The 19087-nt window shown below is 64.2% G+C and carries 19 protein-coding genes; 11 read left to right on the top strand and 8 right to left on the bottom strand.

What is annotated here, in order from left to right; all coding sequences use genetic code 11:
- Positions 1–107, bottom strand: a 107-nt coding sequence (gene rpsU, locus RUH75_RS20280; protein WP_313809002.1) for a 30S ribosomal protein S21, incomplete at its 3' end; no start/stop codon positions are given.
- Positions 108–332: 225 nt separating this feature from the next.
- Here rpsU and RUH75_RS20275 point away from each other — a divergent pair.
- The 6 genes from RUH75_RS20275 to RUH75_RS20250 all read left to right on the top strand — a co-directional run bounded on the left by RUH75_RS20275 (position 333) and on the right by RUH75_RS20250 (position 6847).
- Positions 333–1091 (top strand): class II aldolase/adducin family protein, encoded by a 759-nt coding sequence (locus tag RUH75_RS20275; RefSeq protein WP_313809001.1) that lies wholly within the window; start codon positions 333–335, stop codon positions 1089–1091.
- Between the two features lie 250 nt (positions 1092–1341).
- The gene (locus tag RUH75_RS20270; RefSeq protein ID WP_313809000.1) at positions 1342–3210 is read left to right on the top strand and encodes a CHASE3 domain-containing protein; all 1869 of its coding nucleotides are present in this window, start codon (positions 1342–1344) and stop codon (positions 3208–3210) included.
- 46 nt (positions 3211–3256) lie between these two features.
- A complete protein-coding gene (locus RUH75_RS20265; RefSeq protein ID WP_313808999.1) occupies positions 3257–4504 on the top strand; it encodes a putative DNA modification/repair radical SAM protein in 1248 nt (415 codons plus the stop codon).
- Positions 4505–4633: 129 nt separating this feature from the next.
- A complete protein-coding gene (locus tag RUH75_RS20260; protein ID WP_409592406.1) occupies positions 4634–4930 on the top strand; it encodes a hypothetical protein in 297 nt (98 codons plus the stop codon).
- A 54-nt stretch (positions 4931–4984) separates the two neighbouring features.
- Positions 4985–5449 carry a hemerythrin domain-containing protein gene (locus RUH75_RS20255; protein ID WP_313808997.1) on the top strand — a complete coding sequence of 155 codons (465 nt, stop codon included), beginning with the start codon at positions 4985–4987 and terminating at the stop codon, positions 5447–5449.
- Between the two features lie 6 nt (positions 5450–5455).
- Positions 5456–6847 (top strand): UdgX family uracil-DNA binding protein, encoded by a 1392-nt coding sequence (locus tag RUH75_RS20250; RefSeq protein WP_313808996.1) that lies wholly within the window; start codon positions 5456–5458, stop codon positions 6845–6847.
- 27 nt (positions 6848–6874) lie between these two features.
- On the opposite strand, the gene RUH75_RS20245 is transcribed toward RUH75_RS20250, so the two are convergent.
- Both RUH75_RS20245 and mgtE read right to left on the bottom strand, forming a co-directional pair.
- Entirely contained in the window at positions 6875–7273 is a 399-nt protein-coding gene (locus RUH75_RS20245) for a DUF1489 domain-containing protein (protein WP_313808995.1), read from the bottom strand.
- A 40-nt stretch (positions 7274–7313) separates the two neighbouring features.
- Complete coding sequence (gene mgtE / locus RUH75_RS20240) at positions 7314–8741, bottom strand: magnesium transporter (protein WP_313808994.1); 1428 nt, start codon at positions 8739–8741, stop codon at positions 7314–7316.
- A gap of 146 nt (positions 8742–8887) precedes the next feature.
- Here mgtE and RUH75_RS20235 point away from each other — a divergent pair, with 146 nt between their 5' ends.
- Positions 8888–9340 carry a peptidylprolyl isomerase gene (locus RUH75_RS20235; RefSeq protein ID WP_313808993.1) on the top strand — a complete coding sequence of 151 codons (453 nt, stop codon included), beginning with the start codon at positions 8888–8890 and terminating at the stop codon, positions 9338–9340.
- Here the strand turns inward: RUH75_RS20235 and RUH75_RS20230 are convergent.
- The 3 genes from RUH75_RS20230 to ppc all read right to left on the bottom strand — a co-directional run bounded on the left by RUH75_RS20230 (position 9327) and on the right by ppc (position 13717).
- Positions 9327–9998 carry a hypothetical protein gene (locus RUH75_RS20230; protein ID WP_313808992.1) on the bottom strand — a complete coding sequence of 224 codons (672 nt, stop codon included), beginning with the start codon at positions 9996–9998 and terminating at the stop codon, positions 9327–9329. The two genes, RUH75_RS20235 and RUH75_RS20230, sit on opposite strands and share 14 nt — an antisense overlap.
- On the bottom strand, positions 9998–10597 hold the full coding sequence (locus tag RUH75_RS20225) for a hypothetical protein (protein ID WP_313808991.1): 600 nt from the start codon (positions 10595–10597) through the stop codon (positions 9998–10000). Before RUH75_RS20225 ends, RUH75_RS20230 begins: the two co-directional genes overlap by 1 nt.
- 420 nt (positions 10598–11017) lie before the next feature.
- On the bottom strand, positions 11018–13717 hold the full coding sequence (gene ppc / locus RUH75_RS20220; RefSeq protein ID WP_313808990.1) for a phosphoenolpyruvate carboxylase: 2700 nt from the start codon (positions 13715–13717) through the stop codon (positions 11018–11020).
- A gap of 219 nt (positions 13718–13936) precedes the next feature.
- Here ppc and RUH75_RS20215 point away from each other — a divergent pair, with 219 nt between their 5' ends.
- Together RUH75_RS20215 and RUH75_RS20210 are read left to right on the top strand one after the other, a co-directional pair.
- On the top strand, positions 13937–15391 hold the full coding sequence (locus RUH75_RS20215) for an ATP-binding protein (protein ID WP_313808989.1): 1455 nt from the start codon (positions 13937–13939) through the stop codon (positions 15389–15391).
- Positions 15388–15855, top strand: a complete 468-nt coding sequence (locus RUH75_RS20210) for a low molecular weight protein-tyrosine-phosphatase (protein ID WP_313808988.1) — start codon at positions 15388–15390, stop codon at positions 15853–15855. The genes RUH75_RS20215 and RUH75_RS20210 overlap by 4 nt, the downstream gene beginning before the upstream one ends.
- Before the next feature lie 152 nt (positions 15856–16007).
- Here RUH75_RS20210 and RUH75_RS20205 read toward each other — a convergent pair whose 3' ends face one another.
- A complete protein-coding gene (locus RUH75_RS20205) occupies positions 16008–16706 on the bottom strand; it encodes a pirin family protein (RefSeq protein ID WP_313808987.1) in 699 nt (232 codons plus the stop codon).
- 114 nt (positions 16707–16820) lie between these two features.
- Here RUH75_RS20205 and RUH75_RS20200 point away from each other — a divergent pair, with 114 nt between their 5' ends.
- Together RUH75_RS20200 and RUH75_RS20195 are read left to right on the top strand one after the other, a co-directional pair.
- Positions 16821–17750, top strand: coding sequence for a LysR family transcriptional regulator (locus RUH75_RS20200; RefSeq protein WP_313808986.1), 930 nt, complete (start codon positions 16821–16823; stop codon positions 17748–17750).
- Between the two features lie 191 nt (positions 17751–17941).
- Positions 17942–18280: a glycine zipper 2TM domain-containing protein gene (locus tag RUH75_RS20195; RefSeq protein ID WP_313808985.1), complete on the top strand. Its 339-nt coding sequence runs from the start codon at positions 17942–17944 to the stop codon at positions 18278–18280.
- Between the two features lie 270 nt (positions 18281–18550).
- Here RUH75_RS20195 and RUH75_RS20190 read toward each other — a convergent pair.
- Positions 18551–19087, bottom strand: a 537-nt coding sequence (locus RUH75_RS20190) for a type ISP restriction/modification enzyme (protein ID WP_313808984.1), incomplete at its 5' end; no start/stop codon positions are given.

Raw genomic sequence — 19087 nt, 5'->3', positions numbered from 1 at the left:
TAGTGACGGCGCAGCTTCATCTCGCGATACACGCCCTCACGCTGCAGCTTCTTCTTGAGCGCGCGCAGGGCCTGGTCGACATTGTTGTCGCGAACGATGATTTGCATAAGCCAGTCAAACTCCAGTCGAAAACAGGTGGATCGCCAGGAAACAAAACCCTTCCCGACGGGCCGCCCGAATAAAATAGCGGTGAGTCGCCGCAGGTCACCCTGCGCCGTGTGGGGCGCGCCCTACCAGCAGAGTCGCGCAAATTCAACCCAAAAGCCGCCCCTCTCGACACAGCCCGGCGCAAGAGGGATATTCGACGCCATAAGATAGTGAGGAGGATCGCCATGGCAACCGCCGCCGAACGCCCCGGCATATCGACGTCAGAATGGGCCGCTCGCCAGCAGCTCGCCGCCTGTTACCGCATTTTCGATCATCTGGGCTGGTCGGAACTGATCTACAATCACATCACGCTGCGCGTGCCGGAAGAGGAAAACGCTTTTCTCATCAATCCCTTCGGCCTGCTCTACAGCGAAGTGACGGCGTCGAGCCTGGTCAAGATCGACATTGACGGCCATGTGCTGGACGGCAGTTCCCATCCGGTCAATCGCGCCGGTTTCACCCAGCACAGCATCTTCCACCGCCATCTGCCCGATGCGCATTGCATCATCCACACCCACACCACCGCCGGCATGGCCGTCAGCGCGACGCAGGAGGGGCTGACGCCGACCAATTTCTACGCCGCCGCCTTTATCGGCCGAATCGCCTATCATGACTTTGAAGGCATCACGATCCGGCCCGAGGAGGGGGAGAGGCTGATCGCCCATCTGGGCGACCGGCGCATCATGATGCTGCGCAACCACGGCACGCTGGTCATGGCGAAATCCTTGCCGGAAGCTTTTCTGAAGCAATGGCTGCTTCAGCGCGCCTGCGAGATTCAGGTCGCGACCGGCGCGGCGGGAACCCCAATGGAGATTCCGCCCGAGGTCATCGCGGTGCACCAGCGGGACCTGAGCGGGGTGCAGTTGCCGGTCGGTCCGGGCGTTCCGGATTTCGAGGCCATGGTCAGGAAGATCGACCGCATCGATCCGAGCTGGCGGGATTAGGGATGGTGGTGATCGCGGGCGTCCCTGACAGGGGCAGAAGCCGGGTGACACAGGTGACACTGCAAAAGGGCGCCCGACAGCCGTTCGGCTGCGTTTTTCCTACAGACTGTTCACGGGGTCAAAGAGCGGACCGGGCATAGCCCCTTCATGCCCCTGTAGGACAGCAAAATGCGGCGTCCTTTTCCGACCGATGTGACGAAATGCCGCATCCCGCTTGCCCCCTGCCCCATATTTCCGCATCTTGACCCGCATGCCTGCGATCCGCCCCGAACGGTCGATTTTCCTGCTGTTGCTGACGCTGCTGGTCATCGGGGCCGCAGTCGGCAGCACCTATTGGCTCTATGCCGTGCAGCAGCGGGTCAACATCTGGGTCCAGCACACGCTGCGCATCGAAAATCAGCTTTCGACCCTGCTGCTGCACGCGCAGGAGGCGGAGAGCGGCCAGCGCGGCTTCATGCTGACGCGCAGGGAAGCCTTTCTCGGCCCCTATGAAAGCTTTCGCACGCAATGGGGGGAGGAACTGGCCGCGCTGCGGGCGGAAGTGCGCGACAATCCGCCCCAGGCCCGATCGCTGGAGGCGCTGGAGGCTCTGCTGGACGACCGCCTGTTCCTGATGCGCACCGGGATCGAGCGGCGGCGGCAGGGAGAGATCGTCGCCGCGGACGATTTCAATGCGGGCATGGTGACCATGACCAAGGTTCGCGCGCTGGTTGCGACGATGCGGGCGCGCGAGGCGCAGTTGCTGAAACGCCGCACCGCCAATGACAATCGTCTGAGCACCATGGTTTCGACCGGACTTGCCGTTTCCGCCGTGCTGATCACGCTGTTCGGCGCGATGGCGCTGCGCACCGCCTATCGCCGCATCGCGGAGGCGACCGAAAGCCAGCGGGCACTGGCCGACATCAACAGGCGCCTGATTGCGGAAGGGCAAGACCGCGAAACCGCCGAGGCGCAACTGCGCCAGATGCAGAAGATGGAGTCGATGGGCCAGCTGACCGGCGGCATCGCGCATGACTTCAACAATATGCTGGCCATCGTCATCGGATCGCTCGACATCGCGCGGCGGCGGCTGACACCCGATATCGACCCCCGCATTGCCAGATGCATCGACAATGCGACCGATGGCGCCCAGCGCGCCGCCCAGCTGACCGCGCGGCTGCTCGCCTTTTCCCGTCAGCAACCGCTCGACCCGCAACCGACCGACGTGAACAAGCTGGTCGGCGGCATGTCGGAACTGCTGCGCCGGACCATCGGCGAAAGCATCCGGGTCGAAACCGTGCTCGCCGGCGGGCTGTGGCGGGCGAGCATCGATGCCAGCCAGCTCGAAGCTGCGATCATCAACCTCTGCGTCAATTCGCGCGATGCGATGCCGACCGGTGGACGGCTGACGATCGAGACGGCCAATGCCCATCTGGACGATGCCTATGTCGCGGCCCAAGGCGACGTTGCCGCGGGGCAATATGTCATGGTGTCCGTCACCGACAGCGGCACCGGCATGCCGCCCGATGTGGTGGAGCGCGCCTTCGACCCCTTTTTCACCACCAAGGGCGTGGGCAAGGGCACGGGCCTTGGGCTGAGCCAGGTCTTCGGCTTCATCAAGCAGTCGCGCGGCCATGTGAAAATCTATTCGGAGCCGGGCGAAGGCACGGTCATCAAAATCTACCTGCCGCGTCATTACGGGCCGGAGGCGGTCGCAGGCGCTGTCCTGACCGCGCCGACGGACCTGCCCCGCGCGAAGGCGGAGGAAATCATCCTGGTGGTCGAGGATGAGGAGCGGGTCCGACACATGTCCGTCGATTCGCTGAGGGAACTGGGCTACACCATCGTCCAGGCATCGGACGGCGAGCAGGCGCTGGAGATGCTGACGATCCAGCCGCGCATCGACATGCTGTTCACCGACATCGTCATGCCCGGCATCAACGGCCGGATGCTGGCCGACCGGGCGCGGGAGAGCCATCCCGGCCTCAAGGTCCTGTACACCACCGGCTATACCCGCAACGCCATCGTCCATAACGGCATGCTCGATCCGGGCGTATCCTTCCTCGCCAAGCCCTTCACCCTGGATCAGCTGGCGGCGAAGATCCGCCAGGTGCTGGATGCCGACAGCATCGAAGCCTGATCGAAGGCATGGACAGGAAAGGGAAAAGAACATATCATGAACAATCATGAGCGCCCTTACTATCGGTCAAAAGCTGGAAATCCTTGCCGACGCGGCGAAATATGACGCCTCCTGCGCTTCATCGGGCACCACCAGGCGCGACAGCGCGTCCGGGCGCAAGGGCGGCATCGGGTCGACCGAGGGCATGGGCATATGCCATGCCTATGCGCCCGACGGCCGGTGCATCTCGCTGCTCAAGATTTTGCTGACCAACAGCTGCATTTTCGACTGCCATTATTGCATCAACCGCCGGTCGAGCGACGTGCGCCGCGCCCGCTTCACGGTGCGCGAGGTGGTCGAGCTGACACTGAGCTTCTATCGCCGCAATTATATCGAGGGGCTGTTCCTGTCCTCCGGCATCATCCGCTCCTCCGACTATACGATGGAGCAATTGGTCGCCGTCGCGCGCGCCTTGCGCGAGGAGCATGATTTTCGCGGCTATATTCATCTCAAGACCATCCCCGACGCCGATCCCGGACTGGCGCATCAGGCGGGGCTCTATGCCGACCGGCTGTCGATCAACGTCGAACTGCCGACCGAGCAGGGGTTGCGGCGACTGGCTCCGGAAAAGGACGGGCAGCAGATCGAGAGCGCCATGGCCGGGATGCACGGCGCGATCGAGGACGGATCGGACGCCAGCCGCCGCTACCGCCATGCTCCGCGCTTCGCTCCGGCGGGGCAGTCGACCCAGATGATCGTCGGCGCGGATCAGGCGGATGACCGCGCGATCATTCAACGGGCCAGCGCGCTCTATAGCCGCCACAAATTGCGCCGGGTCTATTACAGCGCCTTTTCCCCCATCCCCTCGCCCAGCAGCGTGTTGCCGCTGAAACGTCCGCCGTTGATGCGCGAACACAGGCTGTACCAGTCCGACTGGATGATGCGCTTCTACGGCTATTCCGCGCGGGAACTGGAAAACGCCACCGACCCGCAGACCGGTTGCCTGCCGCTCGATATCGATCCCAAGCTGGCCTGGGCGCTGCGGCATCGGGAGACTTTTCCCGTGGACGTCAACCACGCCCCGCGCGAAGCGCTGTTGCGCGTGCCGGGTCTGGGCGTGAAAGCTGTCGACCGCATCCTGCTGAGCCGTCGCCATCGTCGGTTGCGGCTGGAGGACGTCGCCCGCCTGACCCGGTCCATCGCCAGGTTGCGCCCCTTTCTGGTGGCAAGCGACTGGCGGCCGGTGCAACTGGCCGATCGACTCGACATCAGGCAGCCGGCGGCTCCCACGGTCCAATATGAGCTTTTTCGATGAGTCGCCCCTATTTTGCCGTTGATCGGTGCAGCGGTTCATGTTTTCCTTGTCCGACTCAAGGAAAGGGTCCGATTTTTGGCGACGAAGTGGAACGATGGCGCGTCGCGCCGCACGGGGCATGCCCGGCGGATGAGTACCCATCTGGCTGCCGCTCTCGTCATTTTCTGCCTGCTTCAGATTTTCATCGTCGCCAAGATGGGCGGATCGCTGCTGCTGCACCTGGGCATCATCATCGCGATCGGCGGCTTTGCCGTCGCGGCGCGGGGCCTGGAGCGGCGCTGGGAAATGCTCGATCAAAGCGGCCTGTCCTGCCATGGCCTGGCCCTGCGCTTCCGCCGCGATCTGGTGCAACTCTGGTCCGCCAGCATCATCGGCGGGCTGCTCTGGATTCCCGTCGCGATCATCTTCCGCGCCCTGTTCGGCTGAACCCAAAGCCGCGATCCGTCGTTGTTCCTTCCTGACGAGAAGGAGCACGACCCAATGGCAGACGCCAGCATTTTCGACCGACTGAAACAGGATCATGACGCGCATCGCCAGCTGTTCGACAAGATGGCGGCCGCAAAGGATCAGCCCGACCAGCTGAAAAAGCTGTTCGAGCAGTTCAAGGTCGAAGTGACGGCCCATGCCGCAGCGGAGGAGGAAACGCTCTATGCCACCATGCTGGCGCGCCCCGACCTGCGCGAAGATGCCCAGCACAGCGTGTCCGAGCATAAGGAAATCGACGATTATCTGGAGGAAATGGAGGGACTTGCCTTCAATGGCGAGGAATGGAACCGCATTTTCGCCCAGTTGAAGAAGCGCTACCTCCACCATATCGATGAGGAAGAGGAGGAAATGTTCCCCGATGCGGCCAGGGAATTGACCACGGGGGAGGAACAGGAGCTGGCGGCGCTGTTCGCCAGGCGCAAACCCGCGGAACTTCAGCGCGCGAAAACGGATGGGTAGCAGGCCATGTATCGCGCCCGGCTGAGCGGCGCGGACGATTTCGAGGGATGGCGCCGCGCCGCCCGCGCCCTCGCGCTCGCCGGAGTCGCGCCGGCCGACATCCTCTGGGAGAGCGATGACGGAGGTGGCGATCTTTTTGCGGCCGGTGAACCGCCGCCTCCTGCGAGCGGGGCGGCCTTCTGCGTTCCGCGTAATTTTGTCGAGCTGGCGGAAACCGCGATCCTGCACCGCGATCCGCAACGCTTTGCCCTGCTCTATGCCCTGCTCGTGCAGGTGCGCGATCAGCCGGCCAGTCTGGAGGATCGCGCCGATCCGCTGGTCCGGCGGGTTGAAGGGCTGGCGAAGGCGGTGCGGCGCGACCTGCACAAAATGCGTGCCTTTGTCCGCTTTCGGGCACTGGCGGATGCGGAGGGAAGGCGCTTCATCGCCTGGTTCGAACCGGAACATCATATCGTCCGGGCCAATGCCGGCTTCTTCGTGCGGCGCTTTGCCTCCATGCGCTGGTCGATCCTGACGCCGGAGATCAGCATCCATTGGGACGGCGGGACGTTGTCCGAAGGGCCGGGTGCCACGCGCGACGACGCGATGGCGGACGATCCGGTCGAGGACATCTGGAAGGGCTATTATGCGGCGATCTTCAATCCGGCACGGCTCAAGGTCGGCGCGATGCTGTCCGAAATGCCCCGAAAATATTGGCGCAACCTGCCTGAAGCGGCGCTTATCCCGGAGCTGGTCGCGGGCGCTCAGGCACGGGAGGCTGCCATGATCGCGACTCCGCCCAAGGCTCGCTCCGGTAACGCCGCCGCGGCCTGGAAGGCGCTGCGCGAGGAGGCGATGGGCTGCACCCGCTGCCCGCTATATCGGGACACGACGCAGACGGTGTTCGGGGAAGGGCCGGTCGATGCGCCCCTGATGTTCATCGGCGAACAGCCCGGCGATCAGGAGGATCTGGCGGGGCGTCCCTTCGTCGGTCCCGCCGGCCAGCTGTTCGACCATGCGCTGGAGGAGGCCGGGATCGACCGGACGCGCGCCTATATCACCAACGCCGTCAAGCATTTCAAACATGAGCGGCGCGGCAAAAGGCGCATCCATCAGACGCCCGACACGCCGGAAATCCAGGCCTGCCGCTGGTGGCTGACGCAGGAGCTGGAGTTGATCCAGCCACGGGTCATCGTCGCTCTGGGCGCCACGGCGGGGCGCGCGCTGCTGGGCAAGGCGGTGACGATCAGCCGCCTTCGCGGTGCGCCGATCGGGCTGGAAAACCACGCGCAGGGCTGGATCACCGTTCATCCCAGCTATTTGCTGCGGATGCCCGATGAAGCGCGCAGGGCGGAGGAACGCGCACGCTTCGTCAGGGAATTGCGACTGATCAGGGAACAGGTGACGGCATTGGCCTGAGGGGCGACCTGCTCCTGCGACCCATGGTCACAGCAATCCCAGCCGCGAGAGTTCCCCCAGCATCGCTGTCGGCATGGCGTCCAGATCATTTGCCTCGCCCGTGCCGAGATCGGGCGGCGCGTCCTTGCCCTCCAGATAGCGCCAGCCCTGATGGGCGCGTTTGGGTTGGGCGCGGACAGGGATCAGGCGCGGCTCCAGTCTGATCCAGTAACGGCCCTGTCCGGTTTCCTGAAAGCCCAATATCGGGCTGCGGCCCACCAGCTGATGTCCGTGTATCCAGAAAAGCGACCCGCCTGTCAGCTCCTCCACCCGCTTGGGAAGGTAGCGGGTGGTGAGGCGCGCCTCCTCCGCATGACTTTCCAGCCAGGCGCGGAGCGTGGCGGGGCTTTCGCTCTGAAAGGCAATTTTGGTGAGGTGCAGCGGCATGGCGTGAAGATGGGCGCTGACCGGCGGCGGTCAAGGCCGATTACAATCCCCAGACGGTAGCAAGGCCAAGGAAGGAGAAGAAACCCATCACGTCGGTCATGGTGGTGACGAACACGGCGGAGGACACGGCGGGATCGACATTCACCCGATCCAGCGCGACCGGAATCAATATGCCCGACAGCCCGGCCACCAGATTGTTGATCAGCATGGCCAGCGCGATGACGATGCCAAGGTCGTGATTGCCGTAGATCAGCCCCACCGCGACCCCGATCAATATGCCCAGCGCCATGCCATTGGCGCTGGCGATGCGGAATTCGCGGACGATCTGACGGATGGTGTTGGAACTGGTGAGCTGATTGGTGGCGAGCGCCCGCACGGCCACCGCCATGGTCTGGGTTCCCGCATTGCCGCCCATGCCCGACACGATCGGCATCAGCACCGCCAGCACGACATATCTGGAGATGGTGTCCTGGAACAATCCGACCACGGACGCAGCCAGAATCGCCGTGCCGAGGTTGACCACCAGCCAGGACAGGCGCGTGCGCACCGTTTCCAGGATCGGCTGGTTGATGTCGCCTTCACCCGCGCCCGACAGGCGCAGAATGTCCTCGCCCGCTTCTTCGGAAATGATGTGGACGATGTCGTCCACCGTGATCATGCCGACCAGCCGGCCGGTGCCGTCCACCACCGCGGCGGAGATCAGCGCATATTTCTGAAAGCGCAGCGCGACCTCTTCCTGATCCATGTCGACCGGGATCAGCGTCTGTTCGCGCTTCATCAGGTCGGCCATGGCGACGCTGCGCGGGCAGGTCAGCACCCAGCTGAGCTGGCAGGTGCCGATCGGCTTGTGCGCCTCATCCACGACGAAGATTTCCCAGAAGTCGCTGGTGAGATCGCGATTGTCGCGCAGATAGTCGATCACCTGCCCGACCGTCATATGCTCCGGCACCGCGACCAGATCGCGCTGCATCAGGCGGCCGGCGGATTCCTCGGGATAGGAAAGCGCGCTTTCGATGGCGGCGCGATCCTCGGGGTCGAGCGCTTCGAGGACGGCCTGCTGATCGGCCTCCTCCATGTCCTCGATGATGGCGACGGCGTCGTCGGTGTCGAGTTCGGCGGCGAATTCCGCCACCTGTTCGGGCGCCAGCGCATCGAGAATATCCTCACGGACATAATCGTTGAGTTCGGACAGAACCTCCGCGCCGACCAGATCGCCGAGCGCCGCCGCGACCGCCCCGCGCCGTTCGGACGGCGTGAGTTCGAGAAGGTCGGCAATGTCGGCAGGGTGCAACGGGGAAACGAGTGCACGTGCGCGGTCGCGATCATCGTCCTCCACCGCGTCCAGCACGGCGGAGACGAATTCGCCCTTCAGCCGGTCATCCTCGTCATGACGGGATTCGGCCTGCCCAGCGGCAATATCGTCAAATTCGTCCGGCCGGGGTTCGGCCGTATCGGCTCGTTCGCTCATCGCGTCCCCTACTGTCCGGTTCCTGTAACATTCGCCCGCTTTTGCCGATGCCCGTCACAATTGCAATGCCCCAAGACGCTTCCATCCCTGTCTCAACGCTCTATATGAACGGTCATCCGCGTTTTTCCCCCAAGAGAGGATTTTTCATGGCCGACGACACCCTGACCCTTACCCTCGACAGCGGCGGCGACGTCGTCATCAAGCTGCGCCCGGACCTCGCGCCCGGCCATGTCGAGCGCATCGCGCAGCTCGTCCGGGACGGTTTCTACGACGGCGTCGTGTTCCACCGCGTCATCCCCGGCTTCATGGCGCAGGGCGGCGATCCGACCGGCACCGGCATGGGCGGTTCGAAGCTGCCGGACCTGAAGGCCGAATTCAGCCGCGAACCGCATGTCCGCGGCGTCTGCTCCATGGCCCGCGCGATGAACCCGAACAGCGCGAACAGCCAGTTCTTCATCTGCTTCGACGACGCCACCTTCCTGGATGGCCAGTATACCGTCTGGGGCGAAGTGACGTCGGGCATGGACCATGTCGACGCCCTGCCCAAGGGTGAGCCGCCCAAGACCCCCGGCAAGATCCTGAAGGCTACGGTTTCCTGACGAGATTGTCCGTGGCGGAGATGGCATTGGCCGTCTCCGCCGCTTCCTCCGCCGGCGGTTCATAAGGGCCGATGCTTTCGATATGCCAGCGGCGATCCGCCTCGCTGGAGCCCGGCACGTCATTGGCCCGCCGCAGCGTCACCTGCCGCAGCCGGTTCCAGGGCTTGCCGTTCGCCGCGATGCGGCCATAGACCTGCACCGGCACGGTCACGAACAGCGATCCGGCCGCACCCTCTATCGCTCCCGGCGCGCCGACATTGGCGTGGACCTCGCTGAAGCCGCGGAAGCGGGCGGCGAAATGCGCGTCATCCTCCGCCCCGATGGCGCTGTTGTCGTTCCACAGGTCCTGCGCGTCATCATAACGCTTTTCTTCCAGCAGGCCGTAATAGCCCTGGACCACCTGGGCAGCGCCCTGCGCGCCCTTCGGATCGATCGCATCTTCCTCCACCACCGGTTGCGGGTCGACCGGCAGGCCGCCGGGCGTGCCGGGCGGGGGGGGATCGAGCGGCTCCAGCGCCGCCTGCGCTTCGGCCCGGACATTATTTTCAACCTGCGCCGCGTTCGCGCCATTGGCCAGATTGTCGATCGCGCTCTCCTCCCGGCCGTCGCAGGCCGCGAGCAGGAGCAGGCAGAGGGCCGCGCCGTGACGAGCCCGCATCAGTCGCGCCGGTCCCGCCAGCCGTCACGCCGCGATCGCCCGCCGCCATCGGAGCGCGCACCGCCGCTGTCAGAACGCATGCGGGGCGCATTGCCCAAATTCCAGCCGGATCGCGGTGTCGTCATATCCTGTTGGCCTCTTCCTGGCTGGGGCGCCTGCGCGCCGTTCCGGGCATTGTTCCGCCCTTCCCCATTGCGGTTCCAGCGATCACCCCCGCCGCCCGAGCGTTCCCGCCAGGACTGACGCGGCGCGGTGCCGTTCCATGTGCCCCGCCCGTCATCGTTGCGCCGGGCTTCGCGCCTCGTTTCACGACGCCCCTCCCAATAACGGCGCTGGCCTTCGTTCCACCGCTGGCGATGACCGCTGCGGTTGTACACATAATAGCCGCTGCCCGGATAGTAAAAGCCGTCATACCATCCGCTATAATAGCCGGGGCGATAATAGCCCGAGCCCCAATAATCGTCATAATAGCCGCCGCCATAATAGCCGCTGCCCACGCTCACGCCGCCATAATAGCCATCGTCATAGGCGCAGCCGCCAAGGGCCAACGCGCCAACAAGGCCGATCGCGGCAAGGAACCTCCGTCCGGTCCAGGCCATCGCCTTTCTCCTTAATACTGCATCCTTGCCATGCATAACGCGGGCTGTTTGAATTGGCCGTGAATGACCCCTTTCCCGATAGGATATAGGTGACATAGGTGACACGATGGAAGGCGCAGGAAAGGCGGCTTTCTTCGCTGATTTCCTATTTCAAAGAGCCGGGTTGGGCGTAGCCGACCCAGGGGCTGTAGGACAGCGGAAAGTGGTGAGGGGTTTGGGGAGGGACCATTAAGCGGTGCGTGCTCCTGCGCAGGCAGGAGTCCAGTTCAAACGTTGCGATGACAAGGCTAGTGGTCCGATTCTGACATTTGCTACCGTGCTATCCGGATGGCGGGACGCAAATGTCAAAATCAATCCACCAGGGCAGGACTGGGTTCCTGCCTTCGCAGGAACACGTTGCGCCCGTCCGCTCTCCACCCATCAGCCGCTGTTGCGCAGGGCCGTGGCGATGGCGTTGATGGAGAGTTCGATGCCCTCCTTGATGCGCGGGTCGTCTTCGCCGCTGCGGTGGCGCTTCATCAGTTCGACCTGGAGCAGATTGAGCGGCTCGATATAGGGGAGGCGCAGGCGGATCGAACTATCGAGCTTGGGACTGTTTTCCAGCAGGCGCGACTGGCCGGTGGCGGCGAGCAGGCCGTCATGGGTCTTGTCCCAGCCTTCACGGATGCGGTCGAAGATGGCCGTGCCGCGCGCCTGGTCCTCGACCAGGGGCAGATAGTGCGCGGCGATGCCGAGGTCGGACTTGGCCAGCACCATTTCCAGATTGGCGAGCGCCGATTGCAGGAAGGACCAGTGCTGCGCCATGTCGGCCAGCAGCGCCTTGTCCTCGAACGCGCTCAACGCATGGCCGACGCCATACCAGCCCGGCAGCATCACCCGCGCCTGCGCCCAGCTGAACACCCATGGAATGGCGCGCAAATCCTCGATCCGCGTGCTTTTGGTGCGGCTGGCGGGGCGGGAGCCGATCTTGAGGCCGGAAATTTCCTGGATCGGGGTCAGCTGGCGGAAGAATTCCTTGAACCCCTCCGTCCCATAGACCAGGTCGCGATAGGCGGCGAAGGCGGTTTTCGACAGTTCGTCCATGGCGGCGGCGAAGCGGGCGGCGTCGCGGTCGGAGATCGCCTCGGGTTCGAGCGAGGCGAGCAGGGTGGCGCTGGTCATCGCCTCCAAATTGGTCATGGCGACGTCGCGGGTGCCGAATTTGGCGGCAATCACCTCGCCCTGTTCGGTGATGCGGATGCGCCCCTGCACCGTGCCCTTGGGCTGGGCCTGGATCGCCGCGAAGGAGGAGCCGCCGCCGCGCCCGACCGCGCCACCGCGACCGTGGAACAGCTGCATCGCCGTGCCCGCTTCGGCGAAGACCGGGGCCAGCGCCTTGCTCGCCTGGAACAGCCCCCAGGTGGAGGTGATATAGCCGCCATCCTTGTTGCTGTCGGAATAGCCGATCATCACTTCCTGATGGCCGCGTTGCTGCACGACCCCGGCGATTTCGGGCAGGCCGAAATAGGCGCCCATGATCTTGGGCGCGGCCTCTAGGTCGGCGATGGTTTCGAACAGCGGCACCGCCATGATCGCGGCCTGCGGTGGCGCGCCGTCGGTGCCCGCGCGCCAGAGGCCCGCCTCCTTGAGGATGATGTTGACTTCGAGCAGGTCGGAAACGCTCTCCGCCTTGGAGATGATGTAGTGGGTGATGCATTGCGGGCCGTAGATGCGATGCGCTTCGGCAGCGGCGTGGACGATGGCGAGTTCGGAAGCGGTCTTTTCCGAATATTCGAAAAAGGCGGTGCCGAGCGGCCGGTTGTTCGCCAGTTCGCGGCGCAGCAGGGCGATGCGGGCAGGTTCGTCAAGCGCGGCATAATCCGCTTCCACCCCGGCGACCTTCAGCAGTTCAGCGACGACGCTCTGATGGACGTCGCTATTCTGCCGCATGTCGAGCGTGGCGAGGTGGAAGCCGAAGGTTTCGACCGCGCGGATCAGGCGGCCCAGCGCCCCGCCCGAGGCCAAAGCGCCGTCGCCTTCGCTGGCGAGGCCCTGGGCAACCGTCACCAGATCGCGGCGGAAGTCCGAGGGACTGGCATAGGCTTCGCCCCTGAGCGTCGAGGGGCGAGAGGGATTTTTGCCGATCAGCGCCTGATAGGTGGCGGCAAGGCGGGCGTAGATGCCGGAAATGGCACGGCGATAGGGTTCGTCCTGCCGGCTGGGGGAATGGTCGCCGCTGGCTTCGGCAAGGTCCAGCACCGCCTGCGGCACATGGGCGAGTTCGGTCGACAGCGACAGTTCGGCGCCCAGCGCATGGAGCGCATCCATATAATAGGCCAGCGCCGCCTCGCAGCCCTTGGCCAGCGCGAGGCGGAGTTGCGGCGCCTGAACGAAGGGATTGCCGTCGCGGTCGCCGCCGATCCAGTTGCCGACGCGCAGGAAGCTCTGCGGCCGGGCGCCGAGGACCCGTTCCCAGCGCGCATAAAGCGCGGGCAGGACGGGCAGGAAGACGTCGCGGAAATAGGCGAGGACATTTTCGATCTCGTCCGCGACGAACAGCTTTTCGCGGCGCAGCGGGCGGGTCTGCCACAGCAGGGCGATCTGGCGGAAGATCGCTTCGTCGAGATTCTCGCCCTCGTCGGTTTCGCTGCGGCCACTGTCCTTGAGCAGCATCAGGTCGGCGATGCGATTCTTGTGATCGATCATGCTCTTGCGCCGCACCTCGGTCGGGTGGGCGGTGAGGACCGGGACGATCAGGGCATGGGAGAGGAGGTCGAGCACGGCTTCGCGATCGATGCCGTGGGAATCGAGCTTTTCCACGGCGGAGGCGATGTCGGCGCCGGGTTCCGCGGCGACGCCCTGGCGATCCTCGGCCAGATTGGCGAGCATCGAGAAGAGCATGAAGCCGCGCACGAAGGAGAGCGTGTCGTCGAGGCTGAGCGCGTCAAGGCCGGTGTCGACCACATCCGCGCCGTGGAGGCCGCGCGCGCGATCGACCGAGACGGAGCGGATATATTCGGTCTGCTTGTAGATCTTCTCCCCGCCATAGGCGCGGATGACGTCACCCAGCAGGCGGCCGAGATAACGGATGTCGGGGTTCTGCGTGATCGCAGGGGCGGAAGATAGTGCAGGAGTCGCCATGATGGGTCGATGCTGCATCGCAACAATGGGATGGTCAAGGGAATCCGGATGCTGTGCAACCTCGTCCGATCGATTGCCGTGTTCCTGCGCAGGCAGGAACCCAGTTCCGCCCTCATCTCATCATTGCAACGTCTGAACTGGGCTCCTGCCTGCGCAGGAGCACGTTGTTCTGATTTGGAAGGGTTGCGCAAAGCCCCTGCCCTGGGCCAAAGGATGTCCGTGACCGCCAGCATCAGCATAGGAAATGACGGATCGGGCAATCCCGTTCTGGTCGATATCGAGGAACTGCTTGCCACCCGATTGCTCGTCCAGGGCAATTCGGGGTCGGGCAAGTCGCACCTTCTGCGCCGGTTGCTGGAGGAAAGCGCGGCGCTGGTGCAGCAGGTGGTGATCGATCCCGAGGGCGATTTCGTCACGCTGGCCGATGAATATGGCCATGTGGTGATCGACGCGGGCGACTATAATGAGCGCGAGATCGTCAAGATGGCGGCGCGGATTCGCGAGCATCGGGCTTCGGTGGTGCTGAGCCTCGAATCGCTGGAGCTGGAGGCGCAGATGAAATGCGCCGCGACCTTCCTGTCGACCCTGTTCGATGCGCCGCGCGATCATTGGTATCCCGCTTTGGTGGTGGTCGATGAGGCGCAGATGTTCGCGCCGGTGGCTGCCGGGGATGTATCGGACGAGGCGCGGCGGCTTTCGCTGGCGGCAATGACGAACCTCATGTGTCGCGGGCGGAAACGCGGTCTCGCGGGCGTGATCGCGACGCAGCGGCTGGCGAAGCTGGCCAAGAATGTCGCGGCGGAGGCGTCGAACTTCCTGATGGGACGGACCTTCCTCGACATCGACATGGCACGGGCGGCCGATCTGCTGGGCATGGAGCGGCGGCAGGCGGAGCAGATCCGCGATCTGGAGCGCGGGCGGTTCCTGGGTCTTGGCCCCGCGATCGCGCGGCGGCCGGTGGCGGTGAAGATCGGCGCGGTCAAGACCGGCACGCGCGGGGGCACGCACAAGCTGATGCCGCCGCCGGTGGCCGCGACCGGGGATTTGCAGGAATTGCTGTTCGCCGGCGCGGGTGAGGAGGAGGCTCTGCCCCCTCCCCCGCCGCGCGCCGAGCCGCCGCCTTTGCCCGCCGAGGAGTTGATGCGGGCGCTGGCCGCCGCGCCGTCCGCCAAGCCCGCCGCGCCGGAGCTGGACTTCGGGCAGAATGAGCCGGTCGTGATTGCCGTGCTGGAGGAGATCGTCGCCGATCTGGGCGAGGCCCAGCCCAGTGTTTCAACGCTATATCAGGATTTCGGGGTGCGGTGCCGGATGAAGGGCCTGCGTCAGCCGCCGCTTGATCTGCCCGCTTTCCGCAAGCGTTTCGCCATGGCGCAGGCGGGGATGTTCGATGCCGACGACTTGCTCTGGGCCGATGCGATGAAGGCGGCCGAGCCGGTGCCGGAGGATATGCTGGCCCCATTCCTGCTGATCGCGCGGGCAGCCATGCAGGGCTTGCCTTGTCCGGACGATGTGGCTTTGGCGCGGGCCTATGGCACGAGTTCGCCGGGGCGCGTGCGGCGGCTGATCGATTATATGGAGAAGCTGGGCGTGATCGTGGCGCGGACCGATTTTGGCGGGCGGCGGTCGATCGGCGTTCCGCAATTGGGCTTGAGCACGGCGGCGGCTGAGGGATGAGCGCTTCGATCCTGTTCGTCTGTCTCGGGAATATCTGCCGGTCGCCTTTGGCGGAAGCGGCGCTTCGGGCGGAAGCGGAGCGGGCCGGGCTGGAGGTCGAGGTGGATTCGGCGGGGACCGGGGACTGGCATGTCGGATCGCCGCCGGATCGGCGGGCGCAGGCGGTGTCGCTGCGGCATGGGATCGATATTTCGGGCTATCGCGGGCAACAGGTGACGGCCGGGGATTTCCGGCGGTTTACCTATGTCTTTGCGCTGGATGCGGAGAATTTGCGCAATTTGCGGCGGATGCTGCCTTCGGATGGGACGGCGGAATTGCGGCTGCTGATGGACCTGGTGCCGGGACGCGAGGGGAGCGGGGTCACCGATCCCTATTTTGGCGATGACGCCGGGTTCGATGTGACATGGGATGATGTGACGCGCGCCGCGCATGCGATTGTGGAGCGGTTGCGGGACAATGCTTAGAGCATCGTGCGCAAAAGTGGGAACCGGTTTTGCGCTTAAATCGATGCGATAACAAAAAATGAGAGCACGCGGCATGCGTCAGATTTAACGCAGCGTGCTCTAGTTTTTGCACCGTCATCCCCGCGGAGGCGGGAATGACGGTGGCGAGGCGGTCAGGCCGCGTCGACCATGACGATCTCGCTATCCTCGAGCGCGGTGACGCGGATCAGGTCGAGGTCGCTGATGGCGGCGCCGTCGCGGGCATTGATGCGGACGCCATCGATTTCGATCGCGCCGGTGGCGGGCACCAGATAGGCCTTGCGGTCCTTGCCCAGGGCATATTCGGCCGTGTCGCCTGCCTTCAGCGTCGCCGCGACCACCCGCGCATCGGTGCGGATCGGCAGGGCGTCGTCGTCATCCGCATAACCCGATGCCAGCGTCACGAAATGGCCGCTGCGGTCGCCCCTGGGGAAGGGCCTGGCGCCCCAGGCGGGGGCTTCGCCGTCACGGGTCGGGATGATCCAGATCTGGAAGATCCGGGTCGTCACATCCTCCAGATTATATTCCGAATGGCGGATCCCGGTGCCCGCGCTCATCACCTGGACGTCGCCCGCTTCGGTACGGCCCTTGTTGCCCAGGCTGTCCTGATGCGTGATCGCGCCTTCGCGGACATAGGTGATGATCTCCATGTCGCGATGCGGGTGCGGCGGAAAGCCGGTCTGCGGCGCGATCGTGTCGTCGTTCCAGACGCGCAGATTGCCCCAGTGCATCCGGGCCGGATCATGATAGCCCGCGAAGGAGAAATGATGCCTGGCGTCCAGCCAGCCATGATTGGCGCCGCCAAGGCTGTCGAAAGGGCGAAGTTCGATCATGATGTGTCTCCTGCGGGAGCGCGGTGGGCGTCCCTGTTGGAGATGCTTCTAGACCCGCCCCGCCCTATCGTTCAGACGGATAAAATCTTTCGAAATGTTCGAGGAAATAGAAAAGTGAACAATCCGGGCACGCCGACCTTCGATCAGTTGCGTATCTTCCTGACGATCGTGGATACGGGCAGTTTTGCCGCTGCGGGCCGCAAGCTCAATCGCGCGGTTTCGGTCATCAGCTATGGCATCGCCAATCTGGAAACGCAGCTCGGACTGATGCTGTTCGACCGGGAGGGGACGAAGAAGCCGCAACTGACCGTGGCGGGGCGGGCCTTGCTGGCGGAGGTGCGGTCGATCGCGCATGGGATCGACGGGCTGCGCGCCAAGGTGAAGGGGTTGCTCGACGGGCTGGAGGCGGAGGTCAATCTGGCGGTCGATGTCATGCTGCCGGCGGAGCGGCTGGGAAAGGTGCTGCGTGCCTTCGCCCGGGAATTTCCGACGGTGCAGTTGCGGCTGCATGTCGAGGCGCTGGGCGCGATTACGGCGATGGTGCTGGATCGCGGGGCGGTGGTCGGGATTTCGGGACCACTATCGGCGGGCGTCGAGGACATTGAAAGCATAAGCGCAGGATCAGTGGCGATGGTGCCGGTGGCGGCGCCGGATCATCCGCTGGGACGCATGGAGGCGATCCCGCCGGGCGCGGGGCGGAACTATATGCAGCTGGTGCTCACCGATCGGTCGCGCTTCACCGAGGGGCAGGATTATGCGGTGAGCAGTCCCAGGACCTGGCGGCTGGCCGATCTGGGCGCGAAGCATGCGTTGCTGCGCGAAGGGATCGGTTGGGGGAACATGCCGCTGCCGATGATCGCGGCGGATCTGGTGGCGGGGACCTTGGCGCGGCTGGCGATGCCGGATCATCCGGGGGGAATGTATCGCTTTTCCGGGATATGGCGGCGGGATACGCCACCGGGGCCGGCTGCATCATGGTTGCTGGAGCAGTTTGTGACGCTGGGACGTGAGGATCGGGAATTGGAGGGGATGGGCGACATATAATAGCTCCCTCGCCCGCGAGCGGAGGAAGGAAGCCGGCTCTGGATGAAAGCCGGCAGGTCGGCGTTCAACTGATCCTGATGGGTAGCCGTCAGGCGTCCTGCCCAGATGAACGAGAGATAAATTCCCCATTCAGCAAAGGGCCACGAGGGGACGGTCAAAGCTCTTCCCAAGACATATCAGGGAGTTTGGTCATGGGGATGAAGAAGATCACATTGGCATTTGCGCTGGCAGCGACCTTCTGCGGCGCTCTGGCGTCGCCGGCGATGGCCGACAATGGCCGCCATCGGGGCTGGTACAAGCACCGACACGGCTATGAAGAAGGCCGCTATTATCGCGATGACCGCCGCCGTTATTATGCTCGCCGTGGCTGCCGGACCAGCGGCACCACCGGCGCGATCATCGGCGCGGGCGCGGGCGCGCTGTTGGGACGGTCGGTGGATCGTTATGGCGATCGCCTGCCCGGCACGATCATCGGAGCTGGCGCGGGCGCGCTGATCGGTAAGGAAATCGACAGCAAGCATCGCTGCTGAGTGGACAAGGCTCTCACATCGGCAAAGGCGCTCCCGCTCTGGCGTGGGCGCCTTTTTGCATTTTCACAAAATCTGTCCGATCGGCGTGTCACCGCCGTGGCGGAGTGGATCATGATGTCGGAGAATATGGTGCGGGGACGGAGTCGAATTATCTGGATATCTATTTGATAAATATATATTTTATCTGTGTTGATTTTTCATCCACCCCCAAAACTACCCCCGTTCGCTCAAAAATCTTGGCTTTTGTTTGCCGGTCAGACGTTTTTCCGGTCAGCCAATAGGCTCCAACGGCAACTCAATTTGGCGCATGAGGCGATCGGTTTCCGCCAGGATTTTGATGATGCGTTGATAGTGGCGGATGTCATCATAAGACAGAGCGCGGCCCTTGCGGTCTTTCAGCCACTTTTGCGCGGGCTGGTATCCGCCGATAGGGAAATCCCATGCGATCGCGGGCACATTCTCGAAATACTGGTCGGCATTGATCCATACACGTCCCGCCTCATAGCGGGGCTTGTCTATCACGCTGTCGCCATCGCCGTGGAAGGGATAGGGCGTTGCGCCGATGGCGGCATCTTCCATCAGGTGCAGGCGGCGCAGGGCTTCGCCTGCCTCACTGATCGCGCGGAAACCTTCGGGGCTGGCCGGGAAAGGGATGCGAGGGAAGTCGATTTTCAGGAACTCAGCGTAGGCCTGCCGATAGCCCGGGGAATACAGCACGCCATAGACATAGTCGAATACCTTGACTTCATCGGGTCGTGCAATGCCGGTAGCATGGCGGAAAGCTTCCGTGCCGTCTGGTGGAAGGTC

Source organism: Sphingobium sp. (genome assembly GCF_032153725.1).
In the GTDB taxonomy this organism is placed as follows: domain Bacteria; phylum Pseudomonadota; class Alphaproteobacteria; order Sphingomonadales; family Sphingomonadaceae; genus Sphingobium.
Note: the sequence above shows the minus strand (reverse complement) of the source record. Positions and strands in the feature narration are given on the sequence as shown.

Bases quoted from the DNA above. Each gene is read 5' to 3' on its own strand.
- RUH75_RS20275 (WP_313809001.1), top strand. From the start codon at position 333: ATGGCAACCGCCGCCGAACGCCCCGGCATATCGACGTCAGAATGGGCC.
- RUH75_RS20270 (WP_313809000.1), top strand. From the start codon at position 1,342: ATGCCTGCGATCCGCCCCGAACGGTCGATTTTCCTGCTGTTGCTGACG.
- RUH75_RS20265 (WP_313808999.1), top strand. From the start codon at position 3,257: ATGAGCGCCCTTACTATCGGTCAAAAGCTGGAAATCCTTGCCGACGCG.
- RUH75_RS20260 (WP_409592406.1), top strand. From the start codon at position 4,634: ATGAGTACCCATCTGGCTGCCGCTCTCGTCATTTTCTGCCTGCTTCAG.
- RUH75_RS20255 (WP_313808997.1), top strand. From the start codon at position 4,985: ATGGCAGACGCCAGCATTTTCGACCGACTGAAACAGGATCATGACGCG.
- RUH75_RS20250 (WP_313808996.1), top strand. From the start codon at position 5,456: ATGTATCGCGCCCGGCTGAGCGGCGCGGACGATTTCGAGGGATGGCGC.
- RUH75_RS20245 (WP_313808995.1), bottom strand. From the start codon at position 7,273: ATGCCGCTGCACCTCACCAAAATTGCCTTTCAGAGCGAAAGCCCCGCC.
- mgtE (WP_313808994.1), bottom strand. From the start codon at position 8,741: ATGAGCGAACGAGCCGATACGGCCGAACCCCGGCCGGACGAATTTGAC.
- RUH75_RS20235 (WP_313808993.1), top strand. From the start codon at position 8,888: ATGGCCGACGACACCCTGACCCTTACCCTCGACAGCGGCGGCGACGTC.
- RUH75_RS20230 (WP_313808992.1), bottom strand. From the start codon at position 9,998: ATGCGGGCTCGTCACGGCGCGGCCCTCTGCCTGCTCCTGCTCGCGGCC.
- RUH75_RS20225 (WP_313808991.1), bottom strand. From the start codon at position 10,597: ATGGCCTGGACCGGACGGAGGTTCCTTGCCGCGATCGGCCTTGTTGGC.
- ppc (WP_313808990.1), bottom strand. From the start codon at position 13,717: ATGGCGACTCCTGCACTATCTTCCGCCCCTGCGATCACGCAGAACCCC.
- RUH75_RS20210 (WP_313808988.1), top strand. From the start codon at position 15,388: ATGAGCGCTTCGATCCTGTTCGTCTGTCTCGGGAATATCTGCCGGTCG.
- RUH75_RS20205 (WP_313808987.1), bottom strand. From the start codon at position 16,706: ATGATCGAACTTCGCCCTTTCGACAGCCTTGGCGGCGCCAATCATGGC.
- RUH75_RS20195 (WP_313808985.1), top strand. From the start codon at position 17,942: ATGGGGATGAAGAAGATCACATTGGCATTTGCGCTGGCAGCGACCTTC.